This is a genomic window from Streptomyces sp. NPDC059169, assembly GCF_042755225.1.
In the GTDB taxonomy this organism is placed as follows: domain Bacteria; phylum Actinomycetota; class Actinomycetes; order Streptomycetales; family Streptomycetaceae; genus Streptomyces.
On record NZ_JBHZCF010000002.1, the window covers coordinates 20,569 to 37,396 of the forward strand.

At 70.0% G+C, this 16,828-nt stretch carries 9 protein-coding genes; 7 read left to right on the forward strand and 2 right to left on the reverse strand.

Features of this window, described 5'->3' with window-relative positions; genetic code table 11:
* Positions 1 to 19: 19 nt before the first annotated feature.
* Both ACFXOM_RS04025 and ACFXOM_RS04030 read right to left on the reverse strand, forming a co-directional pair.
* Complete coding sequence (locus tag ACFXOM_RS04025; RefSeq protein ID WP_384938619.1) at positions 20 to 1,078, reverse strand: LacI family DNA-binding transcriptional regulator; 1,059 nt, start codon at positions 1,076 to 1,078, stop codon at positions 20 to 22.
* A 301-nt stretch (positions 1,079 to 1,379) separates the two neighbouring features.
* Positions 1,380 to 3,011 carry a glycoside hydrolase family 13 protein gene (locus ACFXOM_RS04030; protein ID WP_384938621.1) on the reverse strand — a complete coding sequence of 544 codons (1,632 nt, stop codon included), beginning with the start codon at positions 3,009 to 3,011 and terminating at the stop codon, positions 1,380 to 1,382.
* A gap of 303 nt (positions 3,012 to 3,314) precedes the next feature.
* Here ACFXOM_RS04030 and ACFXOM_RS04035 point away from each other — a divergent pair, with 303 nt between their 5' ends.
* From ACFXOM_RS04035 to pulA, 7 genes are all read left to right on the forward strand, one after another.
* Complete coding sequence (locus ACFXOM_RS04035) at positions 3,315 to 4,586, forward strand: extracellular solute-binding protein (RefSeq protein WP_384938623.1); 1,272 nt, start codon at positions 3,315 to 3,317, stop codon at positions 4,584 to 4,586.
* An 18-nt stretch (positions 4,587 to 4,604) separates the two neighbouring features.
* A complete protein-coding gene (locus ACFXOM_RS04040; RefSeq protein WP_384938625.1) occupies positions 4,605 to 5,618 on the forward strand; it encodes a carbohydrate ABC transporter permease in 1,014 nt (337 codons plus the stop codon).
* Complete coding sequence (locus ACFXOM_RS04045) at positions 5,612 to 6,463, forward strand: sugar ABC transporter permease (RefSeq protein WP_384938652.1); 852 nt, start codon at positions 5,612 to 5,614, stop codon at positions 6,461 to 6,463. The genes ACFXOM_RS04040 and ACFXOM_RS04045 overlap by 7 nt, the downstream gene beginning before the upstream one ends.
* A 72-nt stretch (positions 6,464 to 6,535) precedes the next feature.
* Positions 6,536 to 8,209, forward strand: a complete 1,674-nt coding sequence (locus tag ACFXOM_RS04050) for a glycoside hydrolase family 13 protein (RefSeq protein WP_384938627.1) — start codon at positions 6,536 to 6,538, stop codon at positions 8,207 to 8,209.
* Entirely contained in the window at positions 8,194 to 9,246 is a 1,053-nt protein-coding gene (locus ACFXOM_RS04055) for a LacI family DNA-binding transcriptional regulator (RefSeq protein ID WP_384938654.1), read from the forward strand. The genes ACFXOM_RS04050 and ACFXOM_RS04055 overlap by 16 nt, the downstream gene beginning before the upstream one ends.
* Positions 9,247 to 9,579: 333 nt before the next feature.
* The gene (locus ACFXOM_RS04060; protein ID WP_385036891.1) at positions 9,580 to 11,268 is read left to right on the forward strand and encodes a carbohydrate-binding module family 20 domain-containing protein; all 1,689 of its coding nucleotides are present in this window, start codon (positions 9,580 to 9,582) and stop codon (positions 11,266 to 11,268) included.
* 106 nt (positions 11,269 to 11,374) lie between these two features.
* On the forward strand, positions 11,375 to 16,717 hold the full coding sequence (gene pulA, locus ACFXOM_RS04065; RefSeq protein ID WP_384938630.1) for a pullulanase-type alpha-1,6-glucosidase: 5,343 nt from the start codon (positions 11,375 to 11,377) through the stop codon (positions 16,715 to 16,717).
* The last annotated feature ends 111 nt before the right edge of the window (positions 16,718 to 16,828 follow it).

Sequence of the window (16,828 nt, forward strand, 5' to 3'; positions counted from 1 at the left end):
GGGCTGCCCGCGGTACGTCTCAAGGACGAGGTACGGCCCCGCTGTTCCCCGGGGTCGCCGGCGCCGGGCCGGCGGCGGTGGAACCGCGGACGACGAGCTCGGGCATGAAGACGAACTCGCTGTGTGGAGCGGGAGTCCCCGCGATTTCCTCCAGGAGGGTGCGGACTGCCGCCTGGCCCATCGCCGGCACGGGCTTGCGGACCGTCGTCAGTGGCGGATCGGTGAAGGCGATGAGGGGGGAATCGTCGAAGCCGACGACCGAGACGTCGCCCGGAACCTCCAGCCCGCGCTGCCTCGCCGCGCGGATCGCACCCAGCGCCATCATGTCGCTCGCACACACCACTGCGGTGCAGCCCCGGTCCATCAGGGCGGTCGCCGCGGCCTGCCCACCCTCCAGCGTGTAGAGGGAGTGCTGGATCAGCCGGGACTCGATCTCCTCGGCACTCAGCCCGAGCTGGTCCTGCACCGCCTTGACGAAGCCCTCGATCTTCCGCAGGACCGGGACGAAGCGCCGGGGCCCGAGGGCCAGTCCGATCCGCGTGTGGCCGAGCGAGACCAGATGGGTGACCGCGAGCTGCATCGCCGCCCGGTCGTCGGGCGATATGAACGGAGCCCTCACCTGCGGTGAGAATCCGTCGACGAGAACGAAGGGAACGCCCTGGGCGCGCAGCCGCTCGTACCGCTCCGTGTCCGCCGTGGTGTCCGCGTGCAGGCCCGAGACGTAGATGATCCCGGCGACGCCCCGGTCCACCAGCATCTCGGTGAGCTCGTCCTCGGTGGAGCCGCCGGGCGTCTGGGTGGCCAGCACCGGCGTGTAGCCCTGGCGGGTCAGCGCCTGTCCGATGACCTGGGCCAGGGCCGGGAATATCGGGTTCTCCAGCTCGGGCGTGATGAGCCCCACCAGTCCCGCGCTACGGCGGCGCAGCCGTACCGGGCGCTCGTAGCCGAGGACGTCGAGGGCGGCGAGCACCGATTCGCGGGTGGCCGTGGCGACCCCCGGTTTGCCGTTGAGCACCCGGCTGACCGTCGCCTCACTGACCCCCGCCTGGGCTGCGATGTCGGCAAGCCGTGCGGTCATCTTCGTATGCGCCGGATCCCGGTGCGTCTCTGTCCGGGCCACGGCATCAGCCTCCTGTCGTGTCGCCCCACCGTATCGGCTCGACCGGTCACGTGGTGCCGGGGGAGGGCGATTCATGACGGCGCAACTCCCCTGCTCGGGGCAGCCGGACCGGGTCGCGGCGCGCGGGCGGACAGCTGACCGGGACGTGGAGCACCGTGCGCAAGGGCGCGCAAGACGCCGCCGGCACCGGCAACTGCCCGCCGACCCGGGACGGATGGGCTGCCTGGTGCGGGACGCGCGCACCGGGCGGACGGGCCGTTCACGACGCCTGCCCCAGCAGGGGCAGGCCCAGCCAGAGGGTCGACTCGGCCTCGATGAGGTCCGGGTCGTCGCCCGGAGCCCAGCTGCTGAGCAGGGGCCGGCCCGTGACCGGCAGGGCGACCGGCCGTTCGGTGGTGTTCACCACGCAGGCGAACCGCCCCGCCGGGGTGGTGCGGGTGAAGGCGAGGACGCCTTCGGGGGCCTCGAGCCAGGTGAGGTCGGTGCCCGCGCCGAGGCCGGGGTGTTCCCGACGGAGGGCCAGTGCCGCGCGGTACAACTCCAGGGTCGAGCCCTGCGCCCCGGTCTGCGCCTCCACGCTCAACTCGGCCCACTCCGCCGGCTGCGGCAACCAGCTCCCCCCGCTGCCGAAACCGAACGACGAACCCTCCCGCGTCCACGGCAACGGCACCCGACACCCGTCACGGAAACCGTCCTGCCCCTCCGCCCGGAAGAACGACGGGTCCTGACGCACCTCGTCCGGCAGGTCCGTCACGTCCGGCAAGCCGAGCTCCTCCCCCTGGTACACGTACGCCGACCCCGGCAACGCCAACATCAACAGCGCTGCGGCCCGGGCACGCCGCAGCCCGCGGCGCCCGCCCCCGTAGCGGGTGGTGTGCCGGGTGACGTCGTGGTTGGACAGCACCCACGTGGTGGGCGCACCCACCGAGGTCGTCGCGGCGAGCGAGGCGTCGATGACCTCCCGCATCGGCTCCGCGTCCCAGGGGCAGCGCAGGAACTGGAAGTTGAAAGCCTGGTGCATCTCGTCCGGCCTGACGTACAGCGCGAGCCGTTCCGGCGTCGGTGCCCAGGCCTCGGCGACCCCGATCCGTTCGCCGTCGTAGCCGTCGAGGAGCCTGCGCCAGGAACGGTGGATCTCGTGGACGCCGTCCTGGTCGAAGAACGGCAGCACCTGCGCGCCGATCATCTTCGCCTGCTCGCGCAGCCCGATGTCCGGCAGCCCGTCCGCCTTGACCATGCCGTGCGCCACGTCGATGCGGAACCCGTCGACGCCGAGGTCCAGCCAGAAGCGCAGCACCGCCTCGAACTCCTCCTGCACGGCCGGGTGCTCCCAGTTGAGGTCGGGCTGCTCGGGGGCGAACAGGTGCAGGTACCACTCCCCGTTCGCGGTGCGGGTCCAGGCAGGGCCGCCGAAGACGGACTCCCAGTCGTTCGGCGGCTGTTCTCCGTCCGGGCCGCGGCCGGCGCGGAAGTGGTAGTGCGTCCGCTCCGGGCCGCCCGCGAGCGCGGAGCGGAACCAGACGTGCTGGTCGGAGGTGTGGTTCGGGACGATGTCGACGATCACCCGCAGCCCCAGGCGGTGCGCTTCGCGCACGACGTCGTCGGCGTCGTTCAGGGCACCGAAGACGGGGTCGACGGCCCGGTAGTCCGCGACGTCGTAGCCGCCGTCCGCTTGGGGGGAGGCGTAGAAGGGGGTCAGCCAGACCGCGTCCACGCCCAGGTCCGCTAGGTACGGGAGCCGGTCGCGGATGCCGCGCAGGTCGCCGACGCCGTCGCCGTTGGCGTCGGCGAAGGAGCGGACGTAGATCTGGTAGATGACGGCGTCCCGCCACCAGTCCGGCGTCCGTCCGCTGAGCTGCGACGGGGTGGTCGTGCTGAGCTCCTGCGTCATGGGCGCTCCCCTTCGGATGCCTGTTTCGGGACGTTCCGGATCTACCGGTTCAACGCCGACCTATCTCGAAGGTAACAGCGCTGCAATACCTTGCGGAAGCGATTGCGGAAGCTCTGAAGAGCATCAGGACGGGCAAGTGCGCCGTTGACAAGCCGCTCGTCGGCCACCGTGAGGACACGTGGATGTAACGATCGCAGGCTCTTGCGGAAATATCCCGCAAGGTCTTTCGCACTTCTTTCAACCTTGTTACGTTCCTGACCGAATCGGCGCCGTGATGGAGCGGCCCAGGTTGAAGGAGTTCACATGCGACGTGGCATAGCGGCCACCGCTCTGGTCGCGAGCCTGGCGCTCACGGCGACCGCGTGCGGCGGCGACGACGCCGACAGCGGCAAGAGCAGCTCGGGCAAGCTGTCCGGCACGGTCACCTGGTGGGACACGTCGACCGTCGGCAGTGAGGACAAGGTCTTCAAGAAGCTTGCCGAGGGCTTCACCAAGCTGCACCCCGACGTCAAGATCAAGTATGTGAACGTGCCGTTCGGCGAGGCGCAGAACAAGTTCAAGAACGCGGCCCAGTCCGGAGCGGGCGCCCCGGACGTCATCCGTTCCGAGGTCGCCTGGACCCCCGAGTTCGCCGACCTCGGCTACCTCGCACCGCTGGACGGCACCGCCGCGCTCAAGGACGAGAAGGACTTCCTGGCGCAGGCCGCGGCCTCCACCAGGTACAAGGACAAGACCTACGCGGTCCCGCAGGTCATCGACTCCATGGGCGTCTTCTACAACAAGAAGATCTTCAAGGACGCCGGCGTTGCGGTTCCCAACACCATCGACGACCTGAAGACGGTCGCCAAGACCATCAAGGACAAGACCGGCAAGACCGGGATGTACCTGCGCGGCGATGACGCCTACTGGTTCCTCTCCTTCCTCTACGGCGAGGGCGGCAACCTGGTCGACGCCGAGAAGAAGCAGGTCACGGTCGACAACCCGGCCGGCGTGAAGGCCATGAAGGTCGTCAAGGACCTCGTGGACTCCGGTGCCGCGATCACCGATGCCACCAACGGCTGGGACAACATGCAGGCGGCCTTCAAGGACGGCAAGGTCGCCATGATGATCAACGGTCCTTGGGCGATCACCGACACCTACGCCGGCAAGGAGTTCAAGGACAAGGCCAACCTGGGCATCGCTCCCGTGCCCGCCGGCTCCGCCGGCCAGGGCGCCCCGCAGGGCGGCCACAACCTCGCCGTGTACGCCGGCTCCAAGAACCTCGAAGCGTCCTACGCGTTCGTTGACTACATGACCTCCGTCGAGGCCCAGACCCAGGTTGCCAAGGAGCTCAGTCTGCTTCCGACCCGCACCTCCGTCTACGGCAAGCCGAGCGTCGCGGGCAACGAGATCGTCGGCTTCTTCAAGCCGGTCGTCGACAAGGCCGTCGAGCGGCCCTGGATCCCGGAGGGCGGCAGCCTCTTCGAGCCGGTGAAGGTCGAGTACACCAAGGTCCTGACCGGCCAGACCACCCCGGAGAAGGGTGCCAAGGCGGCGGGGGACGCCTACCGCAAGCTCCTCAAGGACTGGAAGTAAGGGAAGAGTGACCGACTGATGGCTGTCCACACCAGCGGCCAGTCGGTGGCGCAGGCCGCGGAGCCCACCAGGGCCCGCGGCCGTCGCCGCGACTCCGCAGGCGCGCCGGGGCCGCTCCGTCGCGCCCTGTCCACCCACTGGTACGCCTGGGCCATGGTCGCCCCCGTGGTGATCGTGATCGGGGTGATCATCGGCTATCCGCTCGTCCGCGGCGTCTACCTGTCGCTGACGGACGCCAACGAGCGGAACGTCGAGCGGTCGATCGGGGTGAACCACCTCCCCGCGACCTACGAATTCATCGGGCTCGACAACTACGCCGACGCACTCACCGGCAGCCAGTTCCTGGACACCCTCGGGTGGACGCTGGTGTGGACGGTCTCCTGCGTGGCCGTCACGTTCGCCCTCGGCCTCGCCCTCGCGAACATCCTCAACCGCACGATCGCCGGCCGGTCGTTCTACCGGATGATGCTGATCCTGCCCTGGGCGGTGCCCGGCTTCGTCTCGGTCTTCGCCTGGCGCTTCCTGTACGACGAGCGGCGCGGCATCCTCAACGAGGTCCTCGCGGGCGGGGGCATCGACGCCGTGCCGTGGCTCAACGACCCCACCTGGGCCAAATTCTCGGTGATCGCCGTCAACGTCTGGCTCGGCGTGCCGTTCATGATGGTGGCCCTGCTCGGCGGGCTGCAGTCCATCCCCGGCGAGTTGTACGAGGCCGCAGAGATGGACGGCGCGAGCGCCTGGCAGCGGTTCCGCCACATCACCATGCCCGGCCTCAGGTCGGTCAGCACCACGGTGATCCTGCTGAGCACCATCTGGACCTTCAACATGTTCCCGGTGATCTTCCTGCTCACCCGCGGCGGACCCGGCGAGGCCACTCAGATCCTGGTCACCCAGGCGTACAAGTTCTCGTTCGAGATCAGCCCGCGCGACTTCGCCCAGTCCTCCACCTGGGGCGTGCTGATCCTCGTCCTCCTGATGGTCTTCGCAGCTGTCTACCAGCGCGTCCTCCGCAAGCAGGGAGAAACCTGGTGAGCACGACCAACGCCCCCGTACGCGGCCGCCGTTCGCCGCTCGCCTCGGTCGGCCTGCACGTGACGCTGCTCGTCGCGTCGGCGATCGCCGTCTTCCCGGTGCTGTGGGTGCTGCTGACCTCGCTCAAGCCGGCCCAGTACGCGACCACCACGGACTTCGTCAAGGAGACGACGTTCGAGAACTACACCAAGCTGATCGAGGACACCGAGTTCCTCACCTGGTTCGCCAACTCGCTGCTCGTCGCCGGCCTCACCACGGTCATCGGCGTGTTCGTGGCCGCCACCACCGGCTACGCCGTCAGCCGCTTCCGCTTCCCCGGCAAGCGCGGACTGATGTGGACCCTGCTCGTCACCCAGATGTTCCCGGTCGCGGTCCTGATCGTGCCGATCTACAACATCATGTCGGGCCTGGGCCTGCTCAACGAGCCGGCCGGTCTGGTCATCACGTACCTGACCATCGCGGTGCCGTTCTGCGCCTGGATGATGAAGGGCTTCTTCGACACGATCCCGCGGGAGATCGACGAATCGGGTCAGGTCGACGGCCTCACCCCGTTCGGTACCTTCTGGCGGCTGATCCTGCCGCTCGCCAAGCCCGGCATCGCCGTCACCGCGTTCTACTCGTTCATCACCGCCTGGGGCGAGGTCGCCTACGCCTCGGCCTTCATGGTCGGCGACGAGAACCTGACCCTCGCGGGCGGCCTGCAGAAGTTCGTCAACCAGTACGGCGCCCAGTGGGGGCCGATGACCGCCGCCTCGGTGATCATCGCCATCCCCGCGGCGGTCGTCTTCCTCTTCGCGCAGCGCCACCTGGTGACGGGAGTGTCCGCAGGCGCCGTCAAGGGCTGACCGGTCGGCCTGGACACGGCCGGCCCATCCGCAGTTACGCAACCCCCCAACCACCACCATCCCAGGGATGAAATGACCCAGCATCTCGCTGCCCCCGCCACCACGACGACCGGCAGGCACCACGAGCCAGCGCCATGGTGGCGGGACGCGGTGATCTACCAGGTCTATCCGCGCAGCTTCGCCGACGGCAACGGCGACGGCATGGGCGATCTCGCCGGGATACGCAGTCGGCTCCCGTACCTCAAGGAGCTCGGCGTCGACGCGGTCTGGCTCAGCCCCTTCTACGCCTCGCCGCAGGCCGACGCCGGCTACGACGTGGCCGACTACCGGGCCATCGACCCGATGTTCGGCAACCTGCACGACGCCGACGCCCTGATCCGCGGTGCCCACAACCTCGGCCTGCGGATCATCGTGGACCTCGTTCCCAACCACTGCTCGAACCAACACGACTGGTTCAGGCAGGCGCTGCGCGAGGGCCCCGGTTCCCGGCTGCGCGAGCGCTTCCACTTCCGCCCCGGCAAGGGCGTCGACGGCGCACTGCCCCCCAACGACTGGGAGTCCATCTTCGGCGGACCGGCCTGGACCCGGACGGTGAACCCGGACGGCAGCCCCGGTGAGTGGTACCTGCACCTGTTCGCCCCCGAGCAGCCCGACTTCAACTGGGAGCACCGGGCCGTGCAGGACGAGTTCCGCTCGATCCTGCGCTTCTGGCTGGACCTGGGCGCCGACGGCTTCCGCGTCGACGTGGCCCACGGACTCGTCAAGGCACCCGGTCTGCCCGACATCGGCGGTGGCGAGCAGCTCAAGCTGCTCGGCAATGACGCCATGCCGTTCTTCGACCAGGACGGCGTGCACGAGATCTACCGCTCCTGGCGGCAGATCCTCGACGAGTACGAGGGCGAGCGCATCCTCGTCGCCGAGGCCTGGACGCCCACCGTGGAGCGCACCGCCCTGTACGTCAGGCCGGACGAGATGCACCAGGCCTTCAACTTCCAGTACCTGACGGCGAACTGGGAAGCGGAGGAGCTGCGGGGGATCATCGAAGGTTCGCTCGCCGCGATGCGCCCCGTGGGGGCGCCCGCCACGTGGGTGCTGTCCAACCACGACGTCACGCGGCACGCCACCCGCTTCGCCAACCCGCCCGGTGTCGGCACCCAGTTGCGTGAGCCGGGCGACCGCAAGCTCGGGTTGCGGCGTGCGCGGGCGGCGACACTGTTGATGTTGGCGTTGCCGGGGTCGGCGTACGTGTACCAGGGGGAGGAGCTCGGCTTGCCGGACGTGACGGACCTGCCGGACGAGGTGCGTCAGGACCCGTCGTTCTTCCGGGCGGAGGGGCAGGACGGTTTCCGTGACGGGTGTCGGGTGCCGTTGCCGTGGACGCGGGAGGGTTCGTCGTTCGGTTTCGGCAGCGGGGGGAGCTGGTTGCCGCAGCCGGCGGAGTGGGCCGAGTTGAGCGTGGAGGCGCAGACCGGGGCGCAGGGCTCGACCCTGGAGTTGTACCGCGCGGCACTGGCCCTCCGTCGGGAACACCCCGGCCTCGGCGCGGGCACCGACCTCACCTGGCTCGAGGCCCCCGAAGGCGTCCTCGCCTTCACCCGCGACGGCTTCGTCTGCACGGCCAACACCACGGGCACGGCGGTCCACCTGCCGGCTCCCGGCACCCTGCTGGTGGCCAACTCGCCGGTGGCCGTGGCGGACGGCGCGGCCGTGCTGCCCGCGGACACCACGGCCTGGTGGTCGGTGTGACGGTTCCCCGGCCGCGGGGCGGCCCGGGAGCGGCCTCCCCCCGGCTCACCGACATCGCCACGCAGGCCGACGTCAGCGAGGCGACGGTGAGTCGTGTCCTCAACGGCAAGCCGGGGGTGTCGGCGTCGACGAGGACCCGGGTGCTCGCCGCGCTCGACGTCCTCGGCTACGAGCGCCCCGTACGGCTGCGCCGCCGCAGTGCCGGGCTGATCGGACTGGTGGTGCCCGAGCTCACCAACCCGATCTTCCCAGCGTTCGCGCAGGTCATCGAGCAGGTCCTGGCCGGGCACGGGTTCACTCCCGTGCTGTGCTGCCAGCAGCCCGGTGGAGCGAGCGAGGACGAACTCGTCGAACAGCTGGAGGAGAGCGGTGTCGACGGCATCGTCTTCCTCTCGGGACTGCACGCCGATACGGCGGCGGACCAGGGACGCTACGCCGAACTCGCAGCGCGCCGGGTCCCGTTCGTCCTCGTCAACGGCTACAACGACCACGTCGTGGCGCCGTTCGTGTCGCCCGACGACCACCTGGCCGCGGGGATGGCCGTGCGCCACCTCGCCGAGCTGGGGCACGAGAGGATCGGGCTCGCGGTCGGGCCCGTCCGCTACGTGCCGTCCCGTCGCAAGACCGAGGGCTTCCTGGACGCGATGCGACCGCTGGCCGGAGTGCACGCCGAAGCATGGGTGCGGCACACGCTGTTCAGCGTCGAGGGCGGCCACGCCGCGGCTGTGGAGCTCATCGACGAGGGCTGCACGGGCATCGTCTGCGGCAGCGACATGATGGCCCTCGGAGCGATCAGGGCCGCGCGGGAACGCGGGATCGACGTGCCGGGCGGGCTGTCCGTGGTCGGGTACGACGACTCGCCGTTGATCGCGTTCACCGACCCGCCGTTGACCACGGTGCGGCAGCCCGTCCAGGCCATGGCGTCCGCGGCGGTCGGTGCGCTGCTGGAGGAGATCCGCGGCAATCCCGTACCGCGTACCGAGTACGTCTTCCAACCGGAGCTGGTGGTCAGGGGATCCACGGCCCGGCCGCGCTGAGGAAGGCCTGCCACGAGGAGGAGGGGACGCCCCCGCCCGGTGTGAACCGGCGGGGGCGTTCGCGTTCTCCGGCGCCGACTGCGACTGTCCGTCAGCCTGTCGATCCGTCAACCTGAACACAGCAACCCCGCTGCAACTTTTTGCGGAACGATGTCTTCCATGCGTCGCGGAGGTGTCGGAACTGTTGACCGATTGACTGGCTCCCCCTACGGTCACCTGCGCAGAGGGTCTTTCAGATTTGCAGCAAGAACATTCAATCCCGTGCGGCCCTCGTGATGTTGCTCCCTCCCACATCCCCACATCCCCACCTTCCTGAGCCGCAGGAGGAACCACATGGCCAGCAGGTCCCTGGCCGCCGCCGTCGCCCTCGTGGCGACCGCGGCGACCGCGGTGATCGCCCCGGCAGGAGCCGCGACCGCGGCTCCACCCGGCACCAAGGACGTCACCGCCGTCCTCTTCGAATGGCGCTTCGACGCGGTCGCCCAGGAGTGCACGAGCACCCTGGGCCCGGCCGGTTACGGGTACGTCCAGGTCTCACCGCCCCAGGAACACATCCAGGGCCCGCAGTGGTGGACCTCCTACCAGCCCGTCAGTTACCAGATCGCCGGGCGGCTCGGCGACCGGGCGGCCTTCAGCCGCATGGTCGACGCCTGCCACGCAGCGGGAGTCAAGGTCGTCGTCGACACCGTCATCAACCACATGGCGGCGGGCAGCGGGACGGGCACGGGCGGCTCGCCGTACACCAAGTACGACTACCCGGGGCTGTATTCCTCCCGGGACATGGACGACTGCACCGCGCAGATCACCGACTACCGGGACCGCGCCAACGTCCAGAACTGCGAACTGGTGCAACTCGCCGACCTCGACACCGGCGAAGAGTACGTCCGCAGGAGGATCGCGGGCTACCTGAACGACCTGCTGTCGCTCGGCGCGGACGGCTTCCGGATCGACGCGGCCAAGCACATGCCGGCCGCCGACCTCGCCGCCATCAAGGCGAAGCTCGACGACACCGACGCGTACTGGAAGCAGGAGGTCATATACGGCGCCGGAGAGGCCGTCCAGCCCGGCGAGTACCTCGGCAACGGAGACGTCCAGGAATTCCGCTACGCGCGCGACCTCAAGCGGGTGTTCACCTCCGAGAACCTCGCCTACCTGAAGAACTACGGAGAGGGATGGGGCTACCTGCCGGGCGATCGGTCCGCCGTCTTCGTCGACAACCACGACACCGAGCGCGTCGGCGACACCCTCACCTACCGGGACGGCGCCGCCTACACACTGGCACACGTCTTCATGCTGGCCTGGCCGTACGGTTCCCCGGACGTCCACTCCGGCTACGAGTGGACGGACAAGGAGGCCGGCCCACCGAACGGCGGTGCGGTGAACTCCTGTTACCGCGACGGGTGGAAGTGCCAGCACGCCTGGCGCGAGATCTCCTCGATGGTCGCCTTCCGCAACGTGGCCCGCGGTCAGGGCGTCACGAACTGGTGGGACAACGGCGCGGACGCGATCGCCTTCGGGCGCGGCGACAAGGCGTACGTGGCCATCAACCACGAATCGACCGCGTTGACCCGGACGTTCCAGACGTCACTGCCCGCCGGCGACTACTGCGACGTCCAGTCCGGCACCGGAGTCACGATCGACGCATCGGGCCGGTTCACCCGCACCCTGGGCGCGGGCACCGCGGTCGCGCTGCACGTGGGCGCGCGCGGCTGCGCCGGTTCCGCGGGCGTCACCGGAGCGTCCTTCGGCGTCCACGCCACCACCGTGCCCGGCGAGAACATCTACGTCACCGGGGACCGGGCCGCCCTCGGCAACTGGAACCCCGGCGGTGCGTTGAAGCTGGACCCGGGCGCCTACCCGGTGTGGAAGCTCGACGTCGCCCTGCCCGCCGGTACGTCCTTCGCCTACAAGTACCTGCGCAAGGACGCCTCGGGTGCCGTCGCGTGGGAGAGCGGCCCCAACCGCACGGCGACCGTGCCCGCGGGCGGCAAGGTCACCTTGGAGGACGCCTGGCGACCCTGACCCGCCCCCTCGGACTGCCGTTCCGCGCGCCCACGACCCCGCTGCGCGCGGAGCGGCGCACCACTCCTCACGGTTCCTTCCCGGTCAGCTCAGAAGGAGAGCACCTGTGATACGTCCCCTGCGCGGCAGACGCAGAGCCGTCGCGGCCTCGCTCGCCGCCGCCCTCTGCGCGGCGCTCGCGCCCGCCGTACCCGCGGCGGCGAAACCACCCGCACCTCCCCGGAGCTTCGCCCGGGAGGCGCCCCCACCCGCCGACGCGAAGCTCGCCGCCGAGCCGGCGCGCCACGACCTGACCCGCGAGCAGTTCTACTTCGTACTGCCGGACCGGTTCGCCAACGGCGACCGTTCCAACGACCGCGGCGGGCTGACCGGTTCACGGCTCCGGACCGGCTACGACCCCACGGACAAGGGCTTCTACCAGGGCGGCGACCTCAAGGGCCTCACCCGGCGCCTCGACTACATCAAGGGCCTCGGCACCACCGCCGTCTGGCTCGCCCCTGTGTTCAAGAACCGTCCCGTGCAGGGCACGGGCAAGGACGCCTCCGCCGGCTACCACGGCTACTGGATCACCGACTTCACCCAGGTCGATCCGCACTTCGGTACCAACGCCGACCTGACGAAGCTGATCGACAAGGCCCACGCCAAGGGCATGAAGGTCTTCTTCGACGTCATCACCAACCACACCGCGGACACGGTCGACTACGCCGAGAAGCAGTACGGCTACCGCCCCAAGGGCGCGTACCCCTACCTCGACCGGGACGGCAGGCCCTTCGACGACCGCTCCGGGATCGGCAGGGTCGACCGGGACTCCTTCCCCTATACCCCCGTCCACGGTCCGGCTGCGGTCACCAAGGTGCCGGCCTGGTTGAACGACCCCACGATGTACCACAACAGGGGCGACTCCACCTGGGCCGGGGAGAGCGCGGAGTACGGCGACTTCGCGGGGCTCGACGACCTGTGGACCGAGCGTCCCGAGGTCGTCGACGGGATGAGGAAGATCTACCAGAAGTGGGTCCGTGACTTCCGCGTCGACGGCTTCCGCATCGACACGGTCAAACACGTCGACCTGGACTTCTGGACCGAGTGGGCCACCGCCCTCGACGCGTACGCGGCGAAGCGAGGCCGCAAGGACTTCTTCATGTTCGGCGAGGTCTTCTCCGCCGACACCGCCGTCACCTCCCCGTACGTCACCCGAGGACGGCTCGACGCCACCCTCGACTTCCCGTTCCAGGACGCCGCGCGCGCCTACGTCTCGCAGGGCGCCGACGCCGGCAGGCTCGCCCGGGTCTTCGCCGACGACTACCGGTACACCACCGACAAGGCCAACGCCTACGAGCAGGTGACCTTCCTCGGCAACCACGACATGGGGCGCATCGGGACGTTCCTGAAGCAGGACAACCCGGAGGCGGACGACGCCGAGCTGCTGGGCAGGGCCCGCCTGGCCGACGAGCTGATGTTCCTCAGCCGCGGCAACCCCGTCATCTACTACGGCGACGAGCAGGGCTTCACCGGCGCGGGCGGCGACAAGGACGCGCGGCAGACCTTGTTCGCCTCGCAGACCGCGGACTACCTGGACGACGACCAGATCGGCACGGACCGCACCCACGCCGAGGACGCCTACGACCCCGCGCACCCGCTGTACCGGGTGGTCGCCGCGTTGTCGAAGCTCACTCGCGATCACCCGGCGCTGCGCGACGGCGTCCAGCAGGAGCGGTACGCCAAGGGTTCGGTGTACGCCTTCTCCCGCACGGACGCCAGGCAACGCATCGAATACGTGGTCGCCGCCAACAACGCGACCGTCCCGAGGACCGTCACCCTGCCGGTGGGCGCGGCGCACTTCCGGGTGTTGTACGGCGGTTCCGGGGCCGTGCGCGCCAGCGGGGGGAAGGTCACCGTCACCGTGCCCGCCCTGTCGTCGCTGGTGCTGCGTGCGGACGGGCCGCTCCCGGCGCCCGCGGCGAAGCCGTCCGTGACGCTGAAGGCACCGGCCGCCGGAGCCACCGGTACGGTCGAGGTCTCGACCGACACCGACGGCGGGCAGCTGAACCGGGTCGTCTTCGCCGCCCAGGTGGGCAACGGCGCATGGCGCACGCTCGGTTCGGCCGACCACGCCCCGTACAAGGTCACCCACCACGTCACCGCTCCGGCGGGCACCCCGCTGCGCTACAAGGCCGTCGTCGTCGACAGCCTCGGCCGCACCGCGAGCGCCCTGGCCGCCACCACCGCGGGACAGGCCCCGACGCCCGCGAAGCCGACGGCCGTCGAGCGTTCGTACGCCGTCGTCCACTACCGGCGCGAGGGGGGAACCTCCCGGCCCGGAGAACCTGGGGGAGGGGACTACACGGGCTGGCAGCTGAAGGCCGCGGGCACCACGGCCGCGTTCACAGGTCGTGACGCCTTCGGCGCGTTCGCCTGGGTCAGGGTCCCCGAGGGCGCCTCGACCCTCCCGTACACCGTTGAGAAGGACGGCGTCGCAGACGGACCGCAGCGCAGCATCCATCTCGCCCGCACCGGCGAGGTCTGGATCAGGCAGGGCCAGGACGCCGCTTCGGACACCGCGCCCGAGGGTGCGTACCCGCCACAGGACACCAAGAAGGCTGTGCTGCACTACCAGCGGCCCGGCGCTGACTACGACGGCTGGGGCCTGCACCTGTGGACCGGGGCCGCCGAGCCCACGGACTGGTCCAAGCCGCTGATGCCGGTGCGGCGCGATGCGTACGGCGTGACCTTCGAAGTCCCGCTCGCCGAGGGTGCCACGTCGCTCAGCTACATCGTCCACAACGGGGACCAGAAGGACCTGCCGACGGACCAGTCGCTGTCGTTCGGCAACCACGGCCGTGAGGTGTGGATGCTCGCCGGGCAGCAGCAGTACCTGCTCCCGCAGACCGGCGGAGCCCCCTCCCTCGACCTGTCCAAGGCGGAGGCGCAGTTCATCGACCGCAACACCGTCGTCTGGAAGGTCGAGGCGACCGACGCCACCAGCCAGCAGCTCGTGTACGCACCCGGCGGCATCCGGGTCGTCGACGGGGCGCTGAACGACGAGGGGCGTTGGCTGAGGCTCACCCCGTCCGCCCTCACCGAGGCGCAGAAGGCGCGGTACCCGCACCTCAAGGACTACCCGGCGTTCACGGTCGATCCGCGCGACCACGACCGGGTGCGGGGCGCCCTGCGCGGTCAGCTCGTCGCCACCCAGCGCAACGCGGCGGGGGCGCTGCTCGCCGCCACCGGGGTGCAGATCCCCGGGGTGCTCGACGACCTGTACGCCGCGGAGGCGATCAGGGCGGCGCTCGGTCCGGTGTTCCGCAAGGGGCGGCCGACCCTCTCGGTCTGGGCGCCCACCGCACGGAAGGTGGCGCTCGAACTCGACGGGAAGACCGTTCCGATGCGCCGTGACGACGCCTCCGGGGTTTGGTCGGCCACCGGCCCGGCGAGCTGGCGCGGCAAACCCTACCGGTACGTCGTGACCGTGTTCGCGCCGAGCGTCGGCAAGCTGGTCACCAACCGGGTCACCGACCCGTACTCGACGGCGCTGACCACCGACTCGGCCCGCAGCCTCGTCGTCGACCTCGCCGACCCGAAGCTCGCCCCCAAGGGCTGGTCCGTGCTGAAGAAGCCCTCCGCCGTGCCGCTGAAGGACGCCCAGATCCAGGAGCTGCACATCCGTGACTTCTCCCGGCGCGGCTACCTCGGCTTCACCGACCGCAACTCGCCCGGTATGAAGCACCTGAAGGCCCTCGCGGACAGCGGTGCCTCCTACGTCCACCTGCTGCCGGCCTTCGACATCGGCACGATTCCGGAGAGGAAGTCCGACCAGGCCGTGCCCGGTTGCGACCTGGAGGCGTACCCGGCCGACTCGGAGGAGCAGCAGGCGTGCGTCGCCGGGGCCGCCGCGAAGGACGCGTACAACTGGGGCTACGACCCGCTGCACTACACCGTCCCCGAAGGTTCCTACGCCTCCGACCCCGAGGGCCCCCGCCGCACGGTCGAGTTCCGGCAGATGGTGCAGGGCCTCAACGGAGCCGGGTTGCGGACGGTCATGGACGTCGTCTACAACCACACCGTCGCCAGCGGCCAGTCGGACAAGTCCGTGCTGGACCGGATCGTGCCCGGCTACTACCAGCGGCTCCTCGCCGACGGCAGTGTGGCCACTTCCACCTGCTGCGCGGGTACCGCGCCGGAGAACGCCATGATGGGCAGGCTCGTCGTGGACTCGGTCGTCACCTGGGCGAAGGAGTACAAGGTCGACGGCTTCCGCTTCGACCTCATGGGCCACCACCCGAAGGCCAACATCCTCGCCGTGCGCAAGGCACTCGACGCGCTGACGGTCGCCAAGGACGGCGTCGACGGCAAGAGCGTCATCCTCTACGGCGAAGGCTGGAACTTCGGCGAGATCGCCGATGACGCCCGTTTCGTCCAGGCCACCCAGAAGAACATGGCGGGCACCGGTATCGCCACCTTCTCCGACCGGGCCCGCGACGCCGTCCGCGGCGGCGGGCCCTTCGACGGGGACCCCGGTGTCCAGGGCTTCGCCTCCGGCCTCTACACCGACCCGGGCAGCTCGAAGTCCAACGGCTCCCCGGACGAGCAGAAGGCCCGGCTGTTGCACTACCAGGACCTGATCAAGGTCGGGCTGTCCGGCAACCTCGCCGCCTTCACCTTCACCGACACCCGCGGCCGCAGGGTCAAGGGCTCCGAGGTGGACTACAACGGCTCGCCGGCCGGCTACGCCACCGCCCCCGGCGACGCCCTCGCCTACGCGGACGCCCACGACAACGAGTCCCTGTACGACGCGCTCGCGTTCAAGTTGCCGCCCACGACGACGCCGGCCGACCGGGCCCGCATGCAGGTGCTCGCCATGGCGACCGCCACCCTGTCGCAGGGACCGGCGCTGTCCCAGGCCGGCTCCGACCTGCTCCGGTCGAAGTCCCTGGACCGCAACTCCTACGACAGCGGGGACTGGTTCAACGCGATCCACTGGGACTGCCGGGAGGGCAATGGGTTCGGCAGGGGCCTGCCACCCGCCGCCGACAACAAGGCCAAATGGACGTACGCCAAGCCGTTGCTGACCGCGCCCGCCCTCACCCCGGGATGTAAGGAGATCAACGGCGCGTCCGCCGCGTACCGTGATCTGCTCAGGATCCGCACCACGGACGAGCACTTCGGGCTGGGATCGGCGGACGCTGTGCAGTCCGCACTGTCCTTCCCGCTGTCCGGGACGGACGAGACGCCGGGCGTGATCACCATGAGGCTCGGCACCCTGGTCGTGGTGTTCAACGCCACGCCGAAGCAGCAGACGCAGCGGATCGGTGCCGAGGCGGGAACGCGCTACGCCCTGCACCCCGTGCAGGCGGCGGGGAGTGACGCCGTCGTCAAGTGCGCGTCCTACGACAGCGGTTCGGGAACGTTCACCGTCCCCGCCCGCACCGTCGCCGTCTTCACCCGCCGCTGACCGTCCGGCGGCAGCGCGCCCGGGTCGTCCGGCTCAGGCGCGTTTTCTCTGTCGGCTCCCCGGCTTTTGTTGGGGGTCCGTTGGTTGCGCCACCCACACGCCGAAAGGCCC